The organism is Embleya sp. NPDC059237 (genome assembly GCF_042754105.1).
Classification (GTDB): domain Bacteria; phylum Actinomycetota; class Actinomycetes; order Streptomycetales; family Streptomycetaceae; genus Embleya.
In genome coordinates this window covers 141,400-163,196 of the sequence record NZ_JBHZAE010000013.1, presented here as the reverse complement: position 1 = coordinate 163,196, position 21,797 = coordinate 141,400, and the positions used below count along the sequence as shown (strand labels likewise).

Genomic DNA, 21,797 nt, shown 5'->3' with positions numbered 1-21,797 from the left:
GTCGTTGTCGCACGACGAGGAGAGAGCGATGTGCCTGGCGGTGCCCGGCAGAGTGACGAAGATCGAGGAACGGGACGGAACCCGGATGGGCCTCGTCGACTTCGGCGGCGTGGTCAAGGACGTGTGCCTGGAGTACGTACCCGACCTGAAGGTCGGCGAGTACGCCATCGTGCACGTGGGCTTCGCGCTGCAACGGCTGGACGAGGAGTCGGCCCTGCGCACGCTTGCCCTGTTCGACGAGATGGGGCTGCTCCAGGAGGAGTTCGGCGATCCCTGGGAGGCGGCGGGCGCGGCGTCCGGGGAGTTCGTCCGGCCGGAACCCGTGGTCGTCCCCGACCCGATTCCCAGTGATGTGTCGAAGGAGGCACTGCGGTGAAGTACCTGGACGAGTTCCGCAATCCGGAGATCGGTCGACGACTGCTGGACGAGATCCGGGCCACGGTGACCCGGCCGTGGTCGATCATGGAGGTCTGCGGCGGCCAGACGCACACCATCATTCGGCACGGCATCGACCAACTGCTGCCCACCGAGGTGGAGTTGATCCATGGGCCCGGCTGTCCGGTGTGCGTGACGCCGCTGGAGGTGATCGACAAGGCGCTGGCCATCGCGGCACGCCCGGGGGTGATCTTCTGCTCGTTCGGCGACATGTTGCGGGTGCCGGGCACCGATCGCGACCTGTTCCGGGTACGCAGCGAGGGCGGTGACGTGCGAGTGGTGTACTCGCCGCTGGACGCGCTCACGATCGCCCGGGACAACCCCGACCGGGAGGTGGTGTTCTTCGGCATCGGCTTCGAGACCACCGCACCACCCAACGCGATGACGGTGTATCAGGCCAAGCGGCTGGGCATCCGCAACTTCAGCCTGCTGGTGTCGCACGTGCGGGTGCCGCCGGCGATCGAGGCGATCATGAATTCGCCCGACTGCCGGGTACAGGGCTTCCTGGCGGCCGGGCACGTGTGCAGCGTGATGGGTGTGGAGGAGTACCCGGAACTGGCCGAGCGGCATCGGGTGCCGATCGTGGTCACCGGGTTCGAGCCGTTGGACATTTTGGAGGGCATCCGGCGTACGATCCACCAACTCGAGCGGGGCGAGCACACGGTGGACAACGCCTACGCCCGGGCGGTGCGGGAGCAGGGCAATCCCGCCGCGAAGACGATGCTGGCCGACGTGTTCGAGGTGACCGACCGGGCCTGGCGCGGCATCGGGGTGATCCCGGACAGCGGGTGGCGGCTGTCCTCGCGCTATCGCGACTACGACGCCGAATACCGCTTCGAGGTGACCGGGATCGACACCCTGGAACCGGCCGAGTGCCGCAGCGGCGAGGTGTTGCAGGGCCTGCTCAAGCCCAACGAGTGCGCGGCGTTCGGCACCACGTGTACCCCGCGCAATCCGCTCGGCGCGACGATGGTCTCCAGCGAGGGCGCGTGCGCCGCCTACTACCTCTACCGTCGGCTCGACGCCGCCGACGCCGCGCCCCGGGAGGCGACACCCGTTGGCTGAACTCACCGACCTCGCTCTCGTCGCGGGGTCTCGCGTACCCGCCGTGCCCTCCGCGCCGGACTTCTCCGGGTGGACCTGTCCGGCCCCGTTGCGCGATCATCCGCGGATCGTGACCGGACACGGCGGCGGCGGCGCGTTGTCCGCCGAACTCGTCGAACACGTCTTCGCCCCCGCCTTCGGCGGGCCCGTGCTCGCCTCGCTCGCCGACTCCGCGGTGGTTACCCTCGGCGGGGCCCGGCTGGCTTTCTCCACCGACTCGTTCGTGGTTCGACCGCTGTTCTTCCCCGGCGGCGACATCGGCGGTCTCGCGGTCAACGGGACGGTCAACGACCTGGCCATGAGCGGCGCCAAGGCGGCCTATCTGTCCGTGGGGTTCATCCTGGAGGAGGGCGTCGAGACGGCGGTCGTCGCGCGGGTCGCCCAAGCGCTCGGCGACGCGGCCCGAGCCGCCGGCGTCGAGATCGCCACCGGCGACACCAAGGTGGTCGAGGCCGGACACGGGGACGGCATCTACCTCAACACCGCCGGGATCGGCCTGGTCCCGGCCGGCGTCGATCTGCGCCCGCAGCGCGCCACCCCGGGGGACGTGGTGATCGTCAGCGGCGACATGGGCGTCCACGGAGTGGCCGTGATGAGCGTGCGCGAGGGCTTGGAGTTCGATGTCGAGATCCGCAGCGACTGCGCCGCGTTGGGCGGTCTGGTCGAGGCCATGCTCGCGGTCACCCCGGACCTGCACGTGCTTCGCGATCCCACCCGGGGCGGTCTGGGGGCCGTGCTCAACGAGATCGCGGCGGCGGCCCGGGTCGGGGTGGAGATCGCCGAACGCGACGTCCCGGTGCCACCCCAGGTGGCCAACGCCTGCGCCATCCTGGGCCTCGATCCGCTGTATGTGGCCAACGAGGGCAAGTTGGTCGCGTTCGTTCCCCGCGAGCATGCCGACGCGGTGCTCGCGGCGATGCGGGCGCATCCGCTGGGTGCGGGGGCGGCGGTGATCGGCGAGTGTGTCACGGCGCACCCGGGGATGGTGGTGGCGCGTACCGGGCTGGGGGGAACGCGGGTACTGGACATGCCGATCGGGGAGCAACTGCCCCGGATCTGCTGACCGGCGACACGACCGGCACACGACGGCCGCCTCGCATGCGACGCGGCCGTCGTACCCGGATCCTCGACTTCGGGATCGCCCGGTTCGTGGACGCCCGCGAACCTCCCCGGCAACGTGAGGGGCACGCTCGCCGAAACCGCCCTGGCGGCCGGTGCCGCACTCTTCGTGCATGGCAGCGGCGCCGGGTGGACGAACGCCGGCGCCACGCTGATCCCCGACGCGGTGGGTCTGGGGGCCGTGTGGGCGATCGGGGTGGCCGTGCGCAAACGCCGCGCGTACGACCGGGGACTGCGCGAGCAAGCCGAGGCCGCCGCCGAAGCGCGCCTCGAACAGGCCCGTCACGCCCTGGTCGAGGAACGGCTGCGGATAGCCCGCGAGATGCACGACATCGTCGCGCACAGCATGAGCCTGATCGCGGTCCAGGCCGAACTCGGGGGCTACGTCGCCGCAGCCCGCCCGGAACAGGCCCAACCCACGCTCACCTCGATCGCCGCCACCAGCCGCGAGGGCCTGCGCGAACTGCGCCGCCTCCTCGGCGTCCTGCGCGAAGCCGACGCCACCGCGGACGGCCACCTCCACCCGCCGCCGGGCCTGCGCGAGCTCGACGAGCTGCTCGCGAGCACCGAACGCGCCGGAGTACGCGTGACCGTCACCGCCACCGGCACACCCCGCCCCCTGCCGACCGGGCTCGACCTGTCGGCGTACCGCATCGTCCAGGAGGCGCTGACCAACGTGATCAGACACGCGCGCACCGACCGGTGCGAAATCCACCTGACCTGGGGCGCCGCCGAGTTGGCGATCCAGGTGAGCGACCTCGGCCGCGCGAGCCACACCCCCCATGCCGTGGGCCACGGCCTGACCGGCATGCGCGAACGCGTCAACCTGTGCGGCGGAACGCTCGAGGCCGGGCCGCGCGCCGACCGCGGCTTCCGGATCCTGGCCCGCCTGCCGATCGACGAACCGGTGGCCGCCGCGTGAGCCCGCTGCGCGTCGTGGTGGCCGAGGACCAGGCACTGCTGCGGAAGGTGCTCACCACCGCGCGCTGCGCGTCGTTCGCCTTCAACCCCAGCGGGTTGTACGACACGGACACGCTGCGGCGCCCGTCCGCCGTCGCCCACATCTCCGTCATGGATCCCGGAACGCCACCGGGATGACCCCACACCGTCACCCCGCACGCGAGCACCTCCGACTCCAGGCCCAGCCCATAGCGACAGGGCAGACCGGTGTCCAACGTGGCCTTCATCTCCCGCAGTTGGTTCGGCCTCAGCAACGTGCCCGCGAGCAACGCGCGAACGAACCGGTTCAGGTCGCGCCCGGTGGACAGAACCTCCCCGGAGGCGCCCGCCTGCGAGGGGTTGAATTCCGTGACGTCGAGCGGCTCGGGCTCCAGTTCGGCATAGGCGCGCGCGTGCGGCCCCGGGATCGCCGTCCACGTCCCGGGAAACGACGTGTGCCGCAGCCCCAGGGGTCGCAGTACCCGGCGCGTGACCTCCTCCGCGTAGGTACGCCCGGTGACCCGCTCGATCAGCATTCCCGCCACGATGTAGTCGGTGTTCGAATAGCGGTACCCCGTCCCGGGGGCGAAGTAGGGCGGCATTCGTATACCCGCCGCAAGCTTCTCCCGCGCCGTCCAGGTCCGGAACCGGCCTGCGTGAACCAGTCCTCGGTGCCCACATCCAACGCGTACACGTAGTCGTGCAGGCCGGAGCGATGATCCAGAACCTGCCGCACCGTGATGGCACCGCCGCCCGGCACCAGTCCCGGCAGATAGTGCTCGATCGGGACGTCCAGCCCGATCAGTCCCTCCCCGACCAGTTGCAGTATCACCGTCGCCACGAGCGTCTTGGTCGTGCTGCCGATCCGGAACGTCGCGTCCGGTGTCATCGGCACGCCACCGGGAACGTCCGCGAGCCCGGCCGCGAACGACCGGTGCAGACCCGGGACATCGACCCGGACCTGGGCGGCCGTGGTACCCGCGGCCACGAGCGCCGCCGAGTCCTCGTCCAGCCGGTCGGCAAGGGAGGGCCGGCGCCCCGCCGTCGCCTCACCGGACGCCGCGGCCGGTGTCGTGGCCGCCAAGGTCAGCAGGGCCACGACGGCAGCGGCCACGCCGCGACCGCGCGCACGTCGCGTCCCTCCGGTCGCCTGTCGAGAGCGGATCCCGGTCCGCCTGGGAGTTTTGCCTGTTCGTCGCATACTGCCAAGCCTCACCCCCGCCGACCGATCCGCGCATCGGTCCGCAAGCGTCTGCGCATGCTGCGCGCCGCGACGTACAAACCGGCTCGCGTGTACGTCGTGTGTCGACGGACGGGTGAGGGCGAGGGCGTCCCTGTCCACGGAGACGCCCCTTCGAACACCCACTGCGCGTGTACGTCCTCGACGCACGCCGCGCGGTGAGGTGCCGCCGCAGCCGGGTTGCCGGTCACCGCCGCGGCCGCGCCGGCCGCACTACGTCGCCGAGTTCCGACCGGCGGTACCGGCCGGACTCGGTCGACGCGGTCGAGAACCGAGAACTATTCGACAGTGCCGCAAAGGGGATCCGTGGCTCACCCCTCGATCACCGTGTCGACCGGCGGCCCGGCCAGCCACTCGGCGCCGGCCGTGAAGGCCTCCTGCATGTGCGGACTGGCCAGGTGCCGCTCGAATGCCTCGCGGCTCTCCCATTCCTCCACCACGACCCACTCCCGCGGGTCGGTCGCGCTGTTGAAGGTGCTGTAGGACACGTTGCCGGCCTCGGCGCGTGACGGCTCGACCAGCGAGATCGACTGTGCACGGACCTGCTCTTCGTACCCGGGCTTCGCGGTCAGCCGGGCCATCACGGTGATCCTCGTTCGTTCCACACGACAGGCAACGCCGTGATCCCGCGGTTTATTCGCTCGTGCCTTCGCGGAAGACCTTCCATCGTCACGGTCTTCGGGCCCTGCCGCCGGCCGCGCCGGCGGCGCGACTGTCAGGCGCCGTCGCGGCGTAGGGCACCGTTCGGCAGTCGGGAAGGCTCGGTGGTCCGGCTGCCGGTCGAGCGTCGTGATGCCGGGCGGTGCGGTTGGCGGGTCGGGGTCGGGGTCAGGATGGCGAGTGCTTGCGTGAGGCTGGTCAGTCGGACGGTGCCGCGGGCCGGCGTCGCGCCCCAACCCGCGCCCGCGGCGAGCACGGTGGTGCCGGGGACGTCGCGCAGCAGGTCGAGGGAACGCGTGTCCGCGGTGTCGGGGTTCTGGGACCACAGGACAACCGCAGAGGGTCGGGTGCGGGCGATCGCCCGGCCCAGGGCGTCGGCGGGGAGGGCGGCGCCGAACATGCGCGTGGGAATCCCGCGCTCGATCAGTGCGGCGTTGAGAGCGTGTAGGGGAAGGGTGTGGAGTTCCTTGTCCGTGCAGGCCAGGAGCACCCCGCGGGTGCCGAACGCGCACGGTCCCTGTGCTTCGGTCGTATGGCTGCGGCCACACGCGCGGTGCAGCGCGGCGAGCACGCACTCCGACAGCAGGTGCTCCACCTCCACGTACGTGTTCGGGTCCCGATTGCCTCTCCCGCCTTCCCATTTGCGCCCCATCCCGTACAACACCGGCTGGGCCAGGTCCTCCCATGTGGCCGCGACGCCGCGTTCGGTGATCGCCCGGTCCAGGATGTCGTGCACGGCCGCGCCGTCCAGTCGCATCGCGGCGCGCGCGAGGCCGCGCGCTTGACGGCTTGCGCGGGTACCGACGGCGAAGGTGTGACCTCCTCCGGACCGCCCGGCCGGGCGCTGTTTCGTCGGGCCGACCTTTCCGTTGCCGAGGACCGCGCGGGCGGCGTCGGCGACCGGGACGCCGTCGGCGACCAGCGCGCACATGCGCCGGAGGCGGGCCATGTCGTCGGGTGAGTAGCGGCGGTGCCCGCCGGCGCTGGTCCGGCTCGCGCCCAGGTGGTATCGCCGGTCCCACGAGCGCAGGGTGGTGACGGCCACACCGAGCCTGCTCGCGGCCGCGCCGGCCGTCAGGTCCAGCTCCTGTTCGGGATCGCCGGGGCCGATGCTCGTGGGCGGTGGTGGTTCGGACAAAGAATGGCCTCCCTCTATGGCTCTATGGTCGAGGTCCCAAAAAACGATGCATTAACGATGCAACTTGTGCAAGCGGCGGGTGGTGCGAACCATTGCGGTAGGGGGCCTCACGCATTGGAGGCGGTTGTGAAGTTGTCCGACGAGATGCCGGTGGACCACCGGCTCGCCTATGTCTACCGTTTCGGCGCCGGCTTCACCGGCATGGTGCTGTTGGTGTTCGGCGCCCTGGGATTCGCCGACCAGCTGACGTTCTTCGACACCTCCGGCGAACGGGTCGCCGGGCTCAGCACCAATGGCGCGCTGAGTACGATCTCCGTCGTCGTCGGCGCGATTTTGATCGCCGGCGCCGTGATCGGTGGGAACCTGGCCTCGACCTTGAACATCATGGTCGGGGCCTCGTTCATCCTCAGCGGCTTCGTGAATCTCGGGCTGATCGGCAGGGACGCCAACATCCTCGCCTTCCGTATGCCCAACGTGATCTTCAGCTTCTGCGTCGGTCTGATGGTGCTCACCTTCGGCCTGTACGGGCGCGTCAGCGGCAACCTTCCGCACGACAATCCCTACTGGCGCTCCCGGCACCCCGAACAGGCGGCCCGCGAGGACACGTTCCGCGAAGCCATCACCTCCGGGCGGACGTCGGGCGCCGTCGCCGCGACCGCGGCACATACCCCGATGCCGGCAGCCGCACACGGTCCGGTCGTGACCACGAACAATCCCGGCGCCCGCCCGGGCAGCGAATGACCAAACCACACCCCGCCGACCCCGGAGGACGTCGTGATCATCAGGAAGCTGTACAAGATGGGCCTGCGAAGCGAGCACGCGTACACCGCAGCGCTTGGTTCGATCGGCCTGACCTTCGCGTCGTGGCTGGTCAGCAACAAGGCCGAGGACGCGGAACGCGCCGACCGCTGGGGCATCTTTGTTGGCGAATGGGCGCCCACCTTCTTCGGCCTGGGCCTGGCACTCGCCCAGTACGAGCACCTTGCCGCGAGTGCGGACGCGCAGGACACCGAGGTCCCCGGATTCGCCCGCTCGGGCTGAACCGCGCCGGACGGAGACCGGATCGGGCCGAAACACGGGAATGGCCTCCTCACGACAGGTGCGTGGTGGCCTTCTCGGAAGGAAGCGCCGCCGCCACAGGTCGTAGCCGACCCGTCCAAGGGCGCGCGGGTGTGTGCGTCCGGCGGCGCGGCGTCCGAACACACGCCCATGAGCGATCGTGGCGGACGAAGACGACACCGCGTTTGCCACCGACGGGATTTGACCCCTTTTTGTTCCCGGTCGCGGTGTGGCGGTTCAGGCGTGTGCGGATACCGGACCGGGGAGATGGAAGCGGCGGCCGGTGTCGGGGTCGCCTTCCCACACGTACTGTTCGTGTTCGGTGAGGGTGACGCCGTGGTCCCAGCGGCTGATCCCGCCGTGCGCGGTCCAGGCGTCCCAGGCGGTTTCGAGGGCGTCGAACAGGCGGCGTGGTCCGCCTTGTTCGGTGCGTGCGCCGCCGTCGGGCCCGGTGGTGACGACGGCCCAGGAGGAGGTGCCGTCGTGGATCCAGGCGTTGACGCCGTCCCGGTCGGTGTCGGTGGTGTAGACGACGTCGGGCAGGGCCATGCGCAGCGCCCAGAGCAGGTTCACGTCGGTGTGTAGCGGGGTGATGTCGCGGTCGACGGCGCGCTTGTCGTCGGGCGGGCGGCCGGCGCGGACCTGGGTGTAGGAGCGGACGGTGGCGGCGGGAGCCGGTGTGTCGCGCGCGTTCATGAATTGGGCGAGGCCGTGCATCCAGCCGCGGGCGCTGCGATGGTCGTCGGCGATGGTGACGGCGAAGTGCCCCATGCGGCCGAGGGGGAAGACGAGGTCGCCGCCGGGGGCGGTCTGGTCGATCCAGGCCCAGGGGACGCGGTCGACGGCGTAGGCGGCGATCACCCGGTCGTAGGGGGCCGTTGCGGGCCGACCGAGGTTGCCGTCGCCGACCACGACGTCCACGCGCACCCCGGCACACTCCAGCCTCCCGGCCGCCGCGTCGGCGAGTTCCGGCGAGGCCTCCACGCTGGTGACCCGTCCCGAGGCGCCGACGCGGTGGGCGATCAGTGCCGCGTTCCAGCCGGTCCCGGTCCCCAACTCCAGGACCCGGTGGCCGGGTTCGACGTCGAGGGAGTCGAGCATGGTCGCCACGACCGCGGGCGCCGACAGGGACGACGATGGGATGCCGTCGGTGACCTCGGTGACGGCCGCGTTGTCGGGCCCGGCGTAGACGAGCTCGACCCACCGGGTCGGGGCCGCGCCGCGGTCGACGGGCACGTATCCGGTCCCGTCCCAGTCCCACAGACGGTCGGGCGCGAAGGCGTGGCGGGGCAGCGCGTCGAACGCGTCGCGTACCCACGGGGCGTCCTGGGGCCACGCACCGCGCGTGCGCATCGCCTCGTCCAGGATGCGGCGACGTTCCGCGAGTGGGTCGGTCACCTACTTGGGGTCCTTCTTGTGGCGGCCGTCCGGAGTCGGCTCCGGCGTGGGCTGTCCGTCCTTGTTCCCCGGAGGCGGGGTGCCCTGGGATGGGTCAGGAGCCGGTTTGCTGTGTTCACCCAGGCGATTTCCGCGTCCCCGACCGGCAGCGCGGTGCCGGTCGGGGACGGGACGGGGCCGGGTGTACGGATGTCGCGCCGATGCGTTCGGCGAGGTTCTTCAACAGGTCGACGGCATCCGCCCTCGCGGGTCGGTCCGTGCCCGGACGACGCGTGGGTTGCACGGTTGACGACCTGTCGGCGCCGTCGCGAAGCCTCGCCACGAGCCGGCGCGTGACTTCATGGTCGAACTCCGTCGGCGTCTCGGCTCGCGCGAGGCGCTCAAAGGATCTGGATGGACTTCACGCGCGGGGGACGGTTGGGGAAGGTGATGTCGGTCCACCTGTTGATCCTCACGGAGTCGCCGTTGACGTCGTAGTAGATCAGGTCGTTGTTGCCGGTCGAGATCCGGTCGACCCACCATCCGCCGAAGTCGGTCCTGCCGGCGTTCGCGTAGCAGTCGACGCTTTCCCGGCCGTCGAGGTGGGACCAGAGTTTCAGGAAGCTCTCGCCGCCGACGCATTCGACGTGGTCGATGGCGAAGGCGGTGCCGGTCGGTCCGGCGACGGTGAACGACGCCGCCGCGGCGAGCGCCATGACCAGGGAGCCGACGGCTTTCTTGACGTTCGAGATCACGGTTGTCCTCCATACGAAGCCCGGCACACACGGGCCGGCAGTGACGGTGACGTGGCGCCGGGACGGATCCGGCGCTCCGACGAGCCGTGGACCGGCCCGAGGACGATCTTCCTGCCGATCCGTGGCGGCGCACTTCGTATCCCCGAAGGTCGACCCGATCGAGTGACAACGCCCGCTCGGCAAGGACGACACGGCTCGAGGCCACGATGGCACCAACGGGCCTACCCACGCGCCTTCTTCGACCTTCACCTGCGCGGTGACCGAGGCGAACTCCGGAACGGCCCCTCGCCCTGCTTCCCCGAAGTCACCCACAACCGCGCCGACTCACCGCCTCCACCCACCATGAACACCGCCCCACCGTGTGCCACCGAGCGGGGAGAGCTGCCATGGCGACAAGGCGGGATGGCCGGTGGCGGCGCGCGGGCAAGGCGCGTCGTCGCAGTCGAGTACGACGAGTTCGACAGGCTCGACCACCCTCGTGGCATCCCCCACGGTCGATCAACCCTGTTGGGTGAGCTTGTCGGTAGGGACGATCGCGTAGAGAGCGCCGAAGCCGAGCGGTTTCTCTCGAACGCACCCACGAGATTCTTCAGGCCAGGGCACGGCTCACCATGCGCCCGGGTCACCATGGGCGCCCACGCCTGGTTGGGCGGCCCATCGGTCGCGGTCGCGCAGCGGGGGCCGACTGTACGTCCGGCTCCGTCTCCTGTGCCTCGGGGGCGACACGCACGCCGGCTACCTTCGGTGCCCGCGCCCGCCCCGCGTCGACGCAGGCCGAGGCCGACGAGAAACCGGGCTACGTGCCCACGTACGAGACAGCCCACTGTCGGCGCGACCCGTGGTCGCAATGCCGGGGGCCGGACCGCGACTCCCTCGGTCCGGCCCCCGGCGCGAGGGCTCTACCTGCGGGTCGGGACCGGGGCGGCCTTCAGCGCCTCCCGTATGACGCGCGCGCCCTGCTCGGCCATCTCGCCCATGGCCCCGGCGAGTTCGTCGGGCATCACGTCGATCGTCCGGACGAAACGGCTGTGCCCTTCGGCGTCGGCGAGGACCTGCATCGAGGCATGATGGTGCTTCGGCGCCATCGAGCCGCCGATCACCGCGTAGGCCACCCGGCGGGCCGCATCGTCGTGAGCCATGTGCGTTTCTCCGGTAGGGGGACCTGTCAGGAACCGGTGGTCAGGCAGAACGGATGCCCCTCCGGGTCGGTCAGGACGACCCACTGGTCCTTGCCGGGTTGGAACGCGGGCTTCGACGCTCCGAGGGCGAGGATCCGGTCGGTCGCCTCTTCCAGGTCGACGACCGTGAGGTCGAGGTGGGCGTGCTTGGCATCGTGGGGCCAATCGGGGGCCCGGTGACCCTCGACGCGTACGAACGCCAGGCCGGGGTGATCCCCGTTGGCCAGGGAGGCGAAGTCCTCGCCGCTGTGGGTGATTTCCCAACCGGTGACCCTGCTGTAGAACTCGGCGAGCCGAATCGGGTCACCACAATCGATGACTACGGTGCTGATCTGCGCAAGAACGGACATGATGGCGACTCCTCGAGTGTGGTGCGGCGTCGAGTACGACATCGCCGAGCTTGCCTGGCACGCCCGTTCCCGGTCTTGAAGATCCTTGCGCGGGACGACTGTCGGACCTCCGACGTAGCGTTCGACAGTGCTCACCACCACGGTCCTCGCCACTCGGCCCGACTTCCGCGTCACCACCGTCAGTTGCCGGGACGACCACACCCGCTGGTCACAGACGGAGGTGCGTTCGGACTACCGGGTGGTGCTCGTGCGGCGCGGCCGGTTCCGGAGGCAGGCGGCCGGCACCCCGGCCGAGGTCGACCCGACCGTGGCGTATCTCGGCGTACCGGGCGAGGAGGAGCGATTCGCACACCCGGCCGAAGGGGGCGACGAGTGCACCTCGATCAGCCTGACACCCACGCTGTGGCGGACCCTGGCCGGTGAGGACGCCCGCCCGGCCCGGCAGAGCGTGTACGTGGACGCCCGCCTCGATCTGGCCCACCGTCGCGTCCTCGCCTCCGCCCACACCGGCGACGTGGACCACGCCGTGACGGAGGAACTTCTCGCACTGCTCGCCGCCACCGTCGGACAGGCCGTCGACGGAGCCGTCCCGACCGGCGCGCGCCCCGGCCGGGACGAGGGGCCGCTCGTCGCCGCGGCCCGGCGGGCGATCGGCGAGGCCCACCCCGCTTCCGAAGGACTGCTGCCGCTCGCGGAACTCCTCGGCGCCTCGCCCTACCGGCTGAGCCGCGCCTTCACCCGCGAGCTGGGAGTCTCGCTGACCCGCTATCGCAACCGGGTCCGTGTCGGCCGCGCCCTCGACCGTCTGGACGCCGGTGAGGAAAGCCTCGCCACCCTCGCCGCCGACCTGGGCTTTTCCGACCAGGCCCATCTTTGCCGAACCATGCGCCAATATCTCGGCCACACCCCGACGGCACTGCGGCGGCTCCTCGCCCCGGAATGAAGTTCGTCGATGGGGACGACGGCGGCCTTGCCGTCGTCCGTACGGGTGCCCACGTACGACCAACGGTCGTCGAGACATGCGATGGTCACCGGTGTTCCCTCGACTTCGGGACCATCGCCCTTCGGGGTGTGCAGTGTTTTGTCTCCGGGGCGGGCGACGAGCACTCGCTCGCCGTCGGGACTCACGGCCAGATCCGCCGGGTCGTTGCCCACCGGCACGGTCGGCCGGTGCGGGGTTGGCGAGCACCGTGACGACGCTGCCGCCGGTGTGGTCGGCCACGCACACGCGACCGTTGGGGCAGACGGCGACGTCGATCGGTTGGTGTCCGACGGGGATGGTCGCGGGCCGGCGGGGGTGGGGTGCGCCCGTGGTGGGGTCGATGTCGAGGATGGAGAGGCTGTCGGATCCGTAGGCGACGACATAGACGCGGCCGGTGATGGACTGCCCGGGGCTGCCCCGGGCCGGAACGCTTCGGCCTGCGCGTCGAACCGGACGGCGACCAACCACGTGTGGTTCGAGGACCCGTCCGGCCCGACATGGCCCTTGTCGGTAACGGACCGGCACGCGATGACGGCCTGAACTCGTAGGGCATCGCGCTTCGGGCGAGGGACTGTGAAAACCAACGATGGAACTTGATCATGAAAGTGACGCCGAGAGATGACTGACGTGATGTCAGAGCCTGTGCAGGACAGTGCGATTGAAGACATCATCGAAGCCGCCGTCGACGGCCGGTGGATCGACGAGTTGGTGGGCCGTGTCATGGGCTACAGCGAATGGATCACCGCCCTCACCCTGCCCTTCGCCGGCCGGCAGATTCACCACACCGTCCGCGCCCCGCGTCCACCGCTACAACCAGGCGCGGTACACCGGTAGTACCCCGGCAGGGCGTGTTCGTGTCCGGTCGGTTCGAGCGGGGGCGTGGGCTGCTAGGCTGCCGGCGATCGGCATTCGAGGCATCGAGGAGTTGCAGACGTGGCGGGCGAAGACGACATCTCCGGCTGAGATCCGGATGTGACGGCCCCGGCCGGCGCCCCAGAGGCACCGCCGACGTGGCCGCTTTCGTCGTACCCCATTTCCCGCACCTGCCGGGCGGAGTTCAGGCTCCGCACTCCCGTCTCCGAGGTCGCTTGCGCGCCGGAGGCGCCATGCCCGGCGGGTCGACCACCGACGACATCGGACGGACGACCATGCCTCAGCCCGCTCTGCTAGCCCACGATCTCGTCCTCTCCCTGGGCGGCCGACGCGTCCTGGACGGCGTCTCCCTCACCGCCTCCCCGGGCCGGCGCATCGGCCTGATCGGGGAGAACGGCGTCGGCAAGTCCACCCTGCTGCGGGTGCTCGCAGGTGTGGACGAAGCCGACTCGGGGACCGTCACCCGCCCCGGCGATCTCGGCTACCTCCGGCAGGAGATGCCCTTCGACGCAGACTCCACCCCGGCCGCGGTGCTGGACGAGGCGCTGCGCGAAGCCCGCGAGGACCTCACCGAACTGGACCGACTGGGCGAGGAGTTGGCCCGCGTCGCGGAGGACGATGCGAGCAGGCACACTCTCCTGGACGCCTACGGGAAGCGGCTGGAGCAGGCTCGCGATCGGGAGTCCTGGGACGCCGACCGCCGCGCCGCACTGATGTTGGCGGGCCTGGGCCTGGGCGCCCTCACGCCCGACCGCAGGCTCGGCACGCTCTCCGGCGGGCAGCGCGCCCGATTGGCTCTGGCCACGCTGCTCATACGGCGGCCATCCGCACTGCTGTTGGACGAGCCGACCAACCATCTCGACGACGATGCCGCGGCCTTCCTCGAGGGGCAGGTTCGCGGCCTGTCCGGGACCGTGGTGACCGCCACCCACGACCGGGCGTTCCTGGACGCCGTCTGTACCGACCTGATCGACCTCGACCCCGCGTTGGACGGCCCCATCCGCTATGGAGGCAACTACCGCGCCTATCTGGCCGAGAAGCACGCCGAACGGGCGCGCTGGGAGCGGCGTTACGCCGAGGAGCAGGAGCAGTTGGCGGACCTGCGCCGGTCGGCGGGCGTGACCGCGCACCGAGTGGCACCGGACCGCGGCGCCCGAGCTCCGGGTGGCGAACCGATGAACGCGGCAGCCGAGACGCCGGAGTCCGCATCCACTGCCCGCCCCGTGCCGCCATGCCGCGAACGGAGCAGCGGCATCGGTGGTGGCGGCAGGCTGCTGATCCGGGAATGGGGTCCGCGTTCGGGGCCGACGGTCATCCACCACCACGGAACGCCGCGCAGCAGCGCTGCCGTTCCCGGCGGATGGCAGGGGCCGAACCGTGCCGGCGTACGGGTGGTGGCCTTCGACCGCCCGGGGTGCGCCCGCTCCGACGGCCGACCGGGGCGCACGGTGGGCGACGCCGCCCGATGGACGGAACGGGTCGCCGACGCGTGCGGCATCGGCCGATTCGCGGTCATGGGCGTCTCGGGCGGCGGGCTCCACGCACTGGCCGCCGCGGTGCTGTCGGGCGACCGGGTCGACGCACTGTGCGTCAGCGTGGGCATCGGCCCGGTGGAGGCCGCCGGATTCGACGCGGCGGACGGCATGAGCCCCGAGACAGTCGAGGAGATCACGCCACACACCTCGGAGAGGCGGAGCTGAGAAGGTTCGTGGGGACCGCCGCCGGTGGCGACGCACCGCTGGACGCCTGGCTCGGCTGGCTTCCCGCCCCCGACCGCGAGATCCTCCCCGGCTGACCGAAGACCGAGGCATCGCCCCGCGCACCCCACCCGCAACGTGTCCGCGGGGAGATGCGCCTCGGCCGGCGCGGAGGCCGCCGGCTTTCGTTCAGCCGACCGGTCGGCCGTCCTCGGTCACGGCGACCACGAACCAGTCGGCGGGAAGCGTGACGGGGCTGAGGTCCGGATGGCGCTCGCTCATCACGAGGTCGGTCCGGCCCTGGTCGAGGATCTCCAGTCCGGCGCCGCGCAGCAGGTCGGGCAATTCCCCCGGCGCGACCTCGGCGGGGCGCAGGTTGTGCTTGCGGACCTGGCGCAGCTTCTCCGGTGTTCCACCGGGCCGTTCGGCGACCTGCCGGAGCACCTCCTTCGCGGCGGCGGTCGGCTCGATCACGAAGCCCCGTCCGCGCCTACCGAGCAGCAGGGCGACGGCGGCCGCGACGGGTGCCCGATCGGCCGGATCGCTCTGGTGGAGCACGGCCCGCAGGTAGACGTTCGCCTCGCCGAGCCGGTCGCCGAGCCCCCGCACCTCTGCCAGGTCGGTGAGATCCAGTTGTTCGAACTCGGCCACCGCGTCGCGGTCCGCGCGCCGGGCGTGTGCCACGGCCGAGGGAGACAGGTCCACGCCCACCGCGCGAGGGAATTGCCCGGCCAGGTACCGGGTTTGGGTGCCGTTGCCGCAGCCGAGGTCGACGATCGGCAGCGTCGGATCGGCGTGGGCCGCGAGCAACTCGGTGTGCGGAGCCGCCGTCAGCGCCGCGTCCGCGTCCCAGAACGCCGCACCCGGCTCGCCCGTGTTCTCGGCCCAGAACCCCTCCCACGCGCGCATGTAGCGTTCCGAAGTGCCCATCGGCAGGTCTCTCCCGTGTTCGTGGCAGTGCGTACAGCCTCCGTACCGGCACGCGCACCGACCCAAACCACCCGACCGGATCCTTCACACCACGTTCGACGCCGTGTGCCGGCCACAGGACACGGGGTGTGACCCACGGGACCGTCCGGACCTTCGAGCAGAGACCGAGGACCCCGGTCGCCAGAAGCGCCAACTCTTCTGCCCGGGGGAGGAGTTCGGCTGCCGTCCAGCCATGTGGATGGAGCGGGTGATGGGTGTTGCCGTCAGGCGCGGTGTTCATATGGTAATAGCAGGCCACGACCCGCGATCCGACCACCATGATCCGCAGATCGCGGCCGGGGTTGGCCATGTAGCGCTGTACACACAGCGCCTGGTGGCGTTGCAGCAGGTGCCGGACGAGAATGCCCGTTCGGGTGCCGGGCCCGCCGGGGTGCGGGCTGTCGGGGCCTGCCGCCCGCCGGCGCAGGATGTCGACCGACGCGTGGCCGTGGGGCGGCTTGACCTCCGAACTGCCGCTCACTCCCACCGGAAAACCGGACATGGCCGAACTGCGCCGCCGGGTCGTGTTCGCGAACGGGGAATGACGCCGGTGGGGGTCGCACGCGGACGCTGGCGTGTGCGTCCATGGCCGACATTTTCGAGCTCGTGCTCGCCGTGGACCTGCGCGATGAACTGTCCGAGGACGAGCTCACCGAGCTCCGATGGCACGTGGGGCTCGGTCCGAAGCCGGAGATGCTTCACATCGTGACCGGGTTTCCGTACGTGTACGAGGGTGATGACGGCGCGCCTGTCTTCGAGGACCGGCCCGGCCTTTGCTGGGCCGTCACGGTGAGGCGTACAAGGCAGGCGGTGCGCTTGTGTCGGTTCTGCTTCGGCGGCGGGACGGAAGGTGGGCCCCGACCAGTCGGCAGGAGATCCACCCGGACGAGTTCGATCTCCTGGGCGAGTTGCTCGGTTGGCCGGCGGCCAGGGCCGGTGATCGTCATCTCCGCATCGACGGCGGTGTCGATCTGGGGTGGACCCGGTTCCATGAATCGCGGCAGGCCGAGCCGCTGGTTGTGCGTGACGGCGCAGTCGTCTGGCCGTAGGGGCGGCGCGAGCGGAGGCACGCGGCGATCTCGCCGATCGGCGCGGTCGGGGCATGCACCGTCGGGAGACCCGTGGACGCGCGGTAGGGCGGCGGCGCGTGGTCGTGCCGGCCGTGCGGGTCGAGGGGACGAGGCCGTTCGGACCGGTCGAGCGGTCTTGATCATCACCCCGTTCGTCGCGGCGGGTCGGGGGTCGGATCGTCGACGAAGGCGACGTCGATCAGGTGCGGTTCGGGGGATTCGACGGCCGAGGTCAGCGCGGCGCGCAGTTCACGTGTGGTGTGCACCCGGGTGGCGGTGACGCCGTATCCGCGTGCGATGGCGACCGGGTCGAGACCCGGCAGGCGCAGGCCGGGTACCGGACCCGCACCCACCCGGGTCTCCACGTCGTGGAGGATGGCGTATTGCCCGTTGTTCAGGACCACCACGGTGACCGGGGCCCTGTGATGGACCGCGCTCCACAGGGCCTGGACGGTGTACTGGATGGCGCCGTCACCCAGGATCGCGATCACCGGTCGCCGAGGCTGGGCCAGTTGCACCCCGACCGCTCCGGCCATGCCGAAGCCCAGGCCACCGGCTCCCGCGAGGTGGTATCCGCCGGGGTGCTCCACGGGCACGCGTGCCCAGAACTGCTCCTGTTGGCGATACGCCTCGTTGACGATGACGCTCTCCGGGGGCACGACCTCGGCCAGGGTCGTGAACACCTAGTCGGCGGTGAGGAGTCGCGGAGCCGCGTCGGTGTACGCCAGTGGAAGGACGCGGCCGCCGGGAGCGGCGCGGGCGGTGGCCGGCAGCGCGGAGGCGAGGAGTTCGGCAGCGGCGGCGGGTGCGCCGAGATAGCAGTCGCCGACGACGGCGGTGGCCGCGTCCTGGGGATCGGCGGTGACCGAGACCAGTTCGGTTCCGGCGGGCAGGTGCGGAGCCGGGGCGTCGACGAAGTAGCGGAACACCCGGCAGCCCAGCGCCACGACCAGGTCGTGTCCGGTGAACAGGGCGGCGGTGGAAGGCGCGTCGGGGCCCAGCGTGCCGCGGAACGCGGGGTGGCCGGTGGGGAAGCCGCAGCGGTCGGGCAGCCAGTCGATCCACACCGGGGCGCCGAGCCGCTCGGCGAGCGCGGTTGTGTGGCGATAGCCCTCCTCCGTGTCCAGCGCGGGGCCCACGACCAGTGCCGGGTTGCGTGCCGCGCGCACCCGATCGAGGAGCCGCGCGAACGCCGAGGGATTCAGGACGCTGTCGGCGAAGACGTGCCGCGGCAGGGTGTACCGGGCATCGAGCGGATCGCACTCCCGGTGCCAGTCGTCCATGGGTACCGAAACACACACCGGGCCCGCGGGCGACAGTCGGGCCAGGTGGATGGCCTGACTCAGGACCGCGGGCACCCGGGCGGCGCGGACCGGCTCGGCGGCGAACTTGACCGTGCCCAGCGGCAGGACGTGGGGGTGTTCGTTGGTCAGAACCGCGCGCGAGTGTACGAGCGCGCGTGTCTGTTGACCCACGAGGGCGACGACGGGGCTGTGCGCGTGCTGGGCGTTGACGAGCGCGCCCATCGCGTTGCCCAGGCCCACCGTGCTGTGCAGACTCACCAGCGTGGGCCGACCGGTGGCCCGCGCGTGACCGTCGGCCATCGAAGCGGCGACGACCTCGTTCAGGCCCAGGATGTAGGAGAAATCCGAAGGCAGGTCGGCGAGGAACGGGATCTCGGTACTTCCAGGGTTGCCGAAGAACGTGTTCATCCCATGCAGGCGCAACACGTCGAGCACGGCGTCGCGGACGGTGGGCATAACGGGGGTGCTCCTTCGCACGGTGAGGTGAGGTGACGTTGGGCGGCGCCGCGCCGGGGCCGGCCGGCGATCCGCGATCGGGCGGGGAGGCCGTGCTGCCGGACGCCGCCCCGCGCCCGGCGGCACGATGGTGAGGGCGATGTTCCCCGTGCGCTAGCCGCCGTGGTTCACGAAGCCCCAGTAGTCCGAGACGATCGACTCCAGTTGCCGGCTCGAGGCGAGCATCCGTGCCGGATCCTCACCATGCGCCAGGCTGTGGGTGATCACCTCGACGGTGTTGTCGACGAACTCCGCGGACGGTTCGCTTCCCCACCACTCCATGTACTCGAGGAGCGGCTTCGGCACATTGTTCGCCTCGCGCGCCGCGGACGCGATCCGATCGAACAGGGCGCACCACACGGCGAGATCGCTGTGGAGGTAGAGCGCCACCGCTCCGGGCGTGCCGAGCAGGCCCGGTGCGACCAGGCTGCTCACGGCGCGTCCCAGGCGCCCTTCGCCCGCGAGGGTCAGGTCCTCCGGTCCCAGATCCACCGATCGGGCCGCTTCGTTCAGCAGTTTGCGCGCCTCGGTCACCGTGCGGATGACGAGGGAGAACAGGTCGAGGGACGTCTGGTCGTGGTGTCGGGCGACCAGCAGTCCATAGGTGACCAGTTCGGACTCCTGGCAGTTGAACTCCGCGATGACCAGCCGGCGCAGCAGGTCCCGGTCCGCCTCCTGGGCGCGCACGCGTGTCACGGTCTCGTTGTCGGCGATGCAGCGCTCCACGTCGGGTCGCATACTTGCGATCAATTCCTGGGCTTTCACGATGTTCCTTTCTCGGTGTCGTGGACAGGGCCGTCGAGACCTCTCGGATACGGGTCCGTGTGTCGCCCGGGTCACGTCCCGGCTTCGATCGCCGTGGGCAGCGCCCGCGCGCCCTCGCGCCGTGTTCGACGCCGTCGCACGACCGCGCGGGGAGGGTTCGTACGCCTCTCGGCCCGAAGGGGATCGGTGGCCGCGTTGCCCGACGCGACAGCGATGCGTCGTCCCACGGTCGTGGGACGGCCGAGCCGTGCGGCTCCCGATCGCACTCGACCGGGACCATTCGTGTCCCGCTGTCGAAGATCTCGAAATCGAAGGAGCCCGCCGAATCGGATGTGTGGGGATTCACGAGCCGATGGAAACCTTCGCCGGATCGCTACCCGACTCGACCGGGGCCAATCGGATCGAGAGGGCCGGATCGAAATAAATTCCTTCGCGTGGTGAATGAACATCCGTCGACCATTCCGGTTTTCCCGGAAGGCATCGCGACGGCTCGCCCGGTGCGACGCCTTCGACGATCACGACGCGTGCCCGGGACGGTGAGGGCGTGGGTGCAGATGCCACGGCCGCGGCGCGGCTGCCGTGTTGTGCCCAGCCTCGACCCGGGCTTGATCAGGCCCGGTCGGACCCATTTCCTCGATCCCCGTCGGTTCGTACGGGGGCGAGGAATCCATCGGATGCGAACCCCGTCCCGGAGTCGATGCCGCGCCCTCTTCGGTGCTCGGGCGATTTTGGGGAGCATTCTTCGAATCGATCAATGGCCCGAATCCATTGATCGATTACCGCCCGCTCGCAACCCGAGAGAAAGTAGAGGCGAGAAATAACCCGCGTTGTCGACGGGAGGCGCGATCTTCATCGTTTTCGGCCATTGTCGGAAAAAGAAGCATCGATCGCCGAAATCGGTGCAGGGATTCGGCGAGCCGCCCGACAGGCCGAGCGGACACCGGACGCCCTCGCCGGAGTATCCCCGCCGCCGACTCGTGCGGGCCCTGACGGATGCCCGCGTCCGGACGGTGGTCGGCCACGGGCGCCATCGCGCCGATACGGTATGACGGCACGTCAGAACAGGATCTCCAAGAGGCGTCTCGCCACCGAGCGCGAGCGTCGGCGGGTGCGTGACCGCCGGCAGCCCGCGTCGTACCCCGGCATCGGTGACCCGTTTGGGCGGAACCTCCTACGACAGCGACCCGCGACCCCTCGGCGAACACCGCGGATTCACGATCTGGAAGGGCATGCCGATCACCGGCCCCCAGCACGGGTCACCCGTTCCGACGCCCGCCCGCCTGCCTGCCTGCCCGCCTGCCCGAACCGGATCGGGCGCGCCGCCGCGACAAACGGGACCCGGCACTACGACCCACTGCGGCGCCGCCGACCTGCCGCTGTCGCGCCCGCGGGGGTGGGCGGGTGTTCAGGCGTACAAGCGTACGGAGTTGGTCTTGGTGAGGCTGGTCCACAGGCCGGAGTTGCAGTTGTTGATGTCGAGGTCCCAGTCGACCTTGCCGGTGCCGTTGCGCCCGGTATACCCCTTGATTCCCGCGCCGCCGGTCTGGCAGTTCAACACGGTGTAGTCGCCGACGAGGCCGGCCACGTTGTAGGTGCCGTAGCGGTAGAAGTCGTACACCTTGGGGTGATTGGGTGTGTCGTCCCAGATGTCGCCCTTGTAGATGCAGACGTGGCCCGGGTCACAGACGCCGGCTCGGATCGCGGGGGCGATCGACGGCGCGGCGGCTGCGGCGGGCGATGCCCACGTGCCCGCAACGGTCGACACGGCCAGTCCGAGGCCGGCGAGCAGTACAACCGGCAGGCGACGTCCCGGGACGTGTCGACGGGGGCGGGGTCGAATCAGGTCGACGTTCATATGCGATTCCACTGCCCTGTCCTTCCGACGGCGGCCCGTCCGCTACGGTGCGGGCCCTTCGGGAACTGTGGTCCCGGTGTGCGGCTTTGTGCCATCCGCCGATCGAGTGCTGTACGGATCCGGAGACCGGGCGAGGAGCGGTGTGTGGGTGGTGGATCGCCCTGGACGCATGGCGCGATTTCGACCGAGGGCTCGGTGTCGGGCCACGCCCGAACGTGTGGGGTGTGCGTGCCGTGATCCGGCGGCTATTCGACTTCCGCGAACATCACGTGTGCCGGGGATGTCGCGGAACTCCACGACCGGGACCTTCTCGTTCTGGAAGACGGCTCGGTAAGACAGCCGACCCGACCCGGACCGTCCGTCAGCAAGAATTCACTCCAACGGGGGAATCGGGGCGATTTTGGCGCGGCTGCGGGAGCGCGGCGCGATGGTG

20 protein-coding genes and 1 pseudogene are annotated in these 21,797 nt (G+C 70.6%); 9 read left to right on the top strand and 12 right to left on the bottom strand.

Annotation, left to right across the window (positions count from 1 at the left end; genetic code table 11):
* Nucleotides 1-28 precede the first annotated feature (28 nt).
* The 4 genes from ACFXKZ_RS34510 to ACFXKZ_RS34495 all read left to right on the top strand — a co-directional run bounded on the left by ACFXKZ_RS34510 (nucleotide 29) and on the right by ACFXKZ_RS34495 (nucleotide 3,580).
* Nucleotides 29-376 (top strand): HypC/HybG/HupF family hydrogenase formation chaperone, encoded by a 348-nt coding sequence (locus ACFXKZ_RS34510; protein ID WP_126642477.1) that lies wholly within the window; start codon nucleotides 29-31, stop codon nucleotides 374-376.
* A complete protein-coding gene (gene hypD, locus ACFXKZ_RS34505) occupies nucleotides 373-1,500 on the top strand; it encodes a hydrogenase formation protein HypD (RefSeq protein ID WP_380005835.1) in 1,128 nt (375 codons plus the stop codon). The genes ACFXKZ_RS34510 and hypD overlap by 4 nt, the downstream gene beginning before the upstream one ends.
* The gene (gene hypE, locus ACFXKZ_RS34500; protein ID WP_380005833.1) at nucleotides 1,493-2,602 is read left to right on the top strand and encodes a hydrogenase expression/formation protein HypE; all 1,110 of its coding nucleotides are present in this window, start codon (nucleotides 1,493-1,495) and stop codon (nucleotides 2,600-2,602) included. Before hypD ends, hypE begins: the two co-directional genes overlap by 8 nt.
* Before the next feature lie 114 nt (nucleotides 2,603-2,716).
* Nucleotides 2,717-3,580, top strand: a complete 864-nt coding sequence (locus tag ACFXKZ_RS34495) for a sensor histidine kinase (RefSeq protein WP_380005831.1) — start codon at nucleotides 2,717-2,719, stop codon at nucleotides 3,578-3,580.
* On the opposite strand, the pseudogene ACFXKZ_RS34490 reads toward ACFXKZ_RS34495, so the two are convergent.
* From ACFXKZ_RS34490 to ACFXKZ_RS34480, 3 genes and pseudogenes are all read right to left on the bottom strand, one after another.
* Nucleotides 3,480-4,486, bottom strand: a pseudogene (locus ACFXKZ_RS34490) (serine hydrolase domain-containing protein). The gene ACFXKZ_RS34495 and the pseudogene ACFXKZ_RS34490 overlap by 101 nt on opposite strands.
* A 662-nt stretch (nucleotides 4,487-5,148) precedes the next feature.
* Nucleotides 5,149-5,418 (bottom strand): putative quinol monooxygenase, encoded by a 270-nt coding sequence (locus ACFXKZ_RS34485; RefSeq protein ID WP_380005829.1) that lies wholly within the window; start codon nucleotides 5,416-5,418, stop codon nucleotides 5,149-5,151.
* A gap of 134 nt (nucleotides 5,419-5,552) precedes the next feature.
* On the bottom strand, nucleotides 5,553-6,635 hold the full coding sequence (locus tag ACFXKZ_RS34480; protein WP_380005827.1) for a MerR family transcriptional regulator: 1,083 nt from the start codon (nucleotides 6,633-6,635) through the stop codon (nucleotides 5,553-5,555).
* A gap of 3 nt (nucleotides 6,636-6,638) precedes the next feature.
* Between ACFXKZ_RS34480 and ACFXKZ_RS34475 the strand changes: the two genes are divergently transcribed.
* Both ACFXKZ_RS34475 and ACFXKZ_RS34470 read left to right on the top strand, forming a co-directional pair.
* Complete coding sequence (locus ACFXKZ_RS34475) at nucleotides 6,639-7,376, top strand: DUF4383 domain-containing protein (RefSeq protein WP_380005825.1); 738 nt, start codon at nucleotides 6,639-6,641, stop codon at nucleotides 7,374-7,376.
* Between the two features lie 57 nt (nucleotides 7,377-7,433).
* Entirely contained in the window at nucleotides 7,434-7,676 is a 243-nt protein-coding gene (locus ACFXKZ_RS34470; RefSeq protein ID WP_380006105.1) for a hypothetical protein, read from the top strand.
* A gap of 255 nt (nucleotides 7,677-7,931) precedes the next feature.
* On the opposite strand, the gene ACFXKZ_RS34465 is transcribed toward ACFXKZ_RS34470, so the two are convergent.
* The 4 genes from ACFXKZ_RS34465 to ACFXKZ_RS34450 all read right to left on the bottom strand — a co-directional run bounded on the left by ACFXKZ_RS34465 (nucleotide 7,932) and on the right by ACFXKZ_RS34450 (nucleotide 11,354).
* Nucleotides 7,932-9,092, bottom strand: a complete 1,161-nt coding sequence (locus tag ACFXKZ_RS34465; RefSeq protein WP_380005823.1) for a methyltransferase domain-containing protein — start codon at nucleotides 9,090-9,092, stop codon at nucleotides 7,932-7,934.
* A gap of 380 nt (nucleotides 9,093-9,472) precedes the next feature.
* Nucleotides 9,473-9,787: a beta/gamma crystallin domain-containing protein gene (locus tag ACFXKZ_RS34460; RefSeq protein ID WP_380006103.1), complete on the bottom strand. Its 315-nt coding sequence runs from the start codon at nucleotides 9,785-9,787 to the stop codon at nucleotides 9,473-9,475.
* A 938-nt stretch (nucleotides 9,788-10,725) separates the two neighbouring features.
* On the bottom strand, nucleotides 10,726-10,965 hold the full coding sequence (locus ACFXKZ_RS34455) for a hypothetical protein (RefSeq protein ID WP_380005821.1): 240 nt from the start codon (nucleotides 10,963-10,965) through the stop codon (nucleotides 10,726-10,728).
* Nucleotides 10,966-10,991: 26 nt separating this feature from the next.
* On the bottom strand, nucleotides 10,992-11,354 hold the full coding sequence (locus ACFXKZ_RS34450) for a VOC family protein (protein WP_380005819.1): 363 nt from the start codon (nucleotides 11,352-11,354) through the stop codon (nucleotides 10,992-10,994).
* 127 nt (nucleotides 11,355-11,481) lie between these two features.
* Between ACFXKZ_RS34450 and ACFXKZ_RS34445 the strand changes: the two genes are divergently transcribed.
* From ACFXKZ_RS34445 to ACFXKZ_RS34435, 3 genes are all read left to right on the top strand, one after another.
* A complete protein-coding gene (locus tag ACFXKZ_RS34445) occupies nucleotides 11,482-12,297 on the top strand; it encodes a helix-turn-helix domain-containing protein (RefSeq protein ID WP_380005817.1) in 816 nt (271 codons plus the stop codon).
* A 657-nt stretch (nucleotides 12,298-12,954) separates the two neighbouring features.
* Complete coding sequence (locus ACFXKZ_RS34440) at nucleotides 12,955-13,170, top strand: hypothetical protein (protein WP_380005815.1); 216 nt, start codon at nucleotides 12,955-12,957, stop codon at nucleotides 13,168-13,170.
* A gap of 314 nt (nucleotides 13,171-13,484) precedes the next feature.
* Nucleotides 13,485-14,909 carry an alpha/beta fold hydrolase gene (locus tag ACFXKZ_RS34435; RefSeq protein ID WP_380005813.1) on the top strand — a complete coding sequence of 475 codons (1,425 nt, stop codon included), beginning with the start codon at nucleotides 13,485-13,487 and terminating at the stop codon, nucleotides 14,907-14,909.
* Between the two features lie 186 nt (nucleotides 14,910-15,095).
* On the opposite strand, the gene ACFXKZ_RS34430 is transcribed toward ACFXKZ_RS34435, so the two are convergent.
* The 5 genes from ACFXKZ_RS34430 to ACFXKZ_RS34410 all read right to left on the bottom strand — a co-directional run bounded on the left by ACFXKZ_RS34430 (nucleotide 15,096) and on the right by ACFXKZ_RS34410 (nucleotide 21,364).
* Complete coding sequence (locus tag ACFXKZ_RS34430; RefSeq protein ID WP_380005811.1) at nucleotides 15,096-15,836, bottom strand: class I SAM-dependent methyltransferase; 741 nt, start codon at nucleotides 15,834-15,836, stop codon at nucleotides 15,096-15,098.
* Between the two features lie 1,252 nt (nucleotides 15,837-17,088).
* Nucleotides 17,089-17,628, bottom strand: coding sequence for a thiamine pyrophosphate-dependent enzyme (locus ACFXKZ_RS34425; RefSeq protein WP_380005809.1), 540 nt, complete (start codon nucleotides 17,626-17,628; stop codon nucleotides 17,089-17,091).
* Nucleotides 17,629-18,705 carry a thiamine pyrophosphate-binding protein gene (locus tag ACFXKZ_RS34420; protein ID WP_380005807.1) on the bottom strand — a complete coding sequence of 359 codons (1,077 nt, stop codon included), beginning with the start codon at nucleotides 18,703-18,705 and terminating at the stop codon, nucleotides 17,629-17,631. It lies immediately after the preceding gene.
* 153 nt (nucleotides 18,706-18,858) lie between these two features.
* Nucleotides 18,859-19,509: a hypothetical protein gene (locus ACFXKZ_RS34415; protein WP_380005805.1), complete on the bottom strand. Its 651-nt coding sequence runs from the start codon at nucleotides 19,507-19,509 to the stop codon at nucleotides 18,859-18,861.
* 1,405 nt (nucleotides 19,510-20,914) lie between these two features.
* Complete coding sequence (locus ACFXKZ_RS34410) at nucleotides 20,915-21,364, bottom strand: hypothetical protein (protein WP_380005803.1); 450 nt, start codon at nucleotides 21,362-21,364, stop codon at nucleotides 20,915-20,917.
* Between the last annotated feature and the right edge of the window lie 433 nt (nucleotides 21,365-21,797).

What these genes read in the sequence shown, in the direction of transcription:
- ACFXKZ_RS34510 (WP_126642477.1), top strand. Translation starts at nt 29, where the DNA reads ATGTGCCTGGCGGTGCCCGGCAGAGTGACGAAGATCGAGGAACGGGAC.
- ACFXKZ_RS34485 (WP_380005829.1), bottom strand. Translation starts at nt 5,418, where the DNA reads ATGGCCCGGCTGACCGCGAAGCCCGGGTACGAAGAGCAGGTCCGTGCA.
- ACFXKZ_RS34475 (WP_380005825.1), top strand. Translation starts at nt 6,639, where the DNA reads ATGGCCTCCCTCTATGGCTCTATGGTCGAGGTCCCAAAAAACGATGCA.
- ACFXKZ_RS34470 (WP_380006105.1), top strand. Translation starts at nt 7,434, where the DNA reads ATGGGCCTGCGAAGCGAGCACGCGTACACCGCAGCGCTTGGTTCGATC.
- ACFXKZ_RS34460 (WP_380006103.1), bottom strand. Translation starts at nt 9,787, where the DNA reads ATGGCGCTCGCCGCGGCGGCGTCGTTCACCGTCGCCGGACCGACCGGC.
- ACFXKZ_RS34455 (WP_380005821.1), bottom strand. Translation starts at nt 10,965, where the DNA reads ATGGCTCACGACGATGCGGCCCGCCGGGTGGCCTACGCGGTGATCGGC.
- ACFXKZ_RS34450 (WP_380005819.1), bottom strand. Translation starts at nt 11,354, where the DNA reads ATGTCCGTTCTTGCGCAGATCAGCACCGTAGTCATCGATTGTGGTGAC.
- ACFXKZ_RS34440 (WP_380005815.1), top strand. Translation starts at nt 12,955, where the DNA reads ATGACTGACGTGATGTCAGAGCCTGTGCAGGACAGTGCGATTGAAGAC.
- ACFXKZ_RS34435 (WP_380005813.1), top strand. Translation starts at nt 13,485, where the DNA reads ATGCCTCAGCCCGCTCTGCTAGCCCACGATCTCGTCCTCTCCCTGGGC.
- ACFXKZ_RS34430 (WP_380005811.1), bottom strand. Translation starts at nt 15,836, where the DNA reads ATGGGCACTTCGGAACGCTACATGCGCGCGTGGGAGGGGTTCTGGGCC.
- ACFXKZ_RS34420 (WP_380005807.1), bottom strand. Translation starts at nt 18,705, where the DNA reads ATGCCCACCGTCCGCGACGCCGTGCTCGACGTGTTGCGCCTGCATGGG.
- ACFXKZ_RS34410 (WP_380005803.1), bottom strand. Translation starts at nt 21,364, where the DNA reads ATGAACGTCGACCTGATTCGACCCCGCCCCCGTCGACACGTCCCGGGA.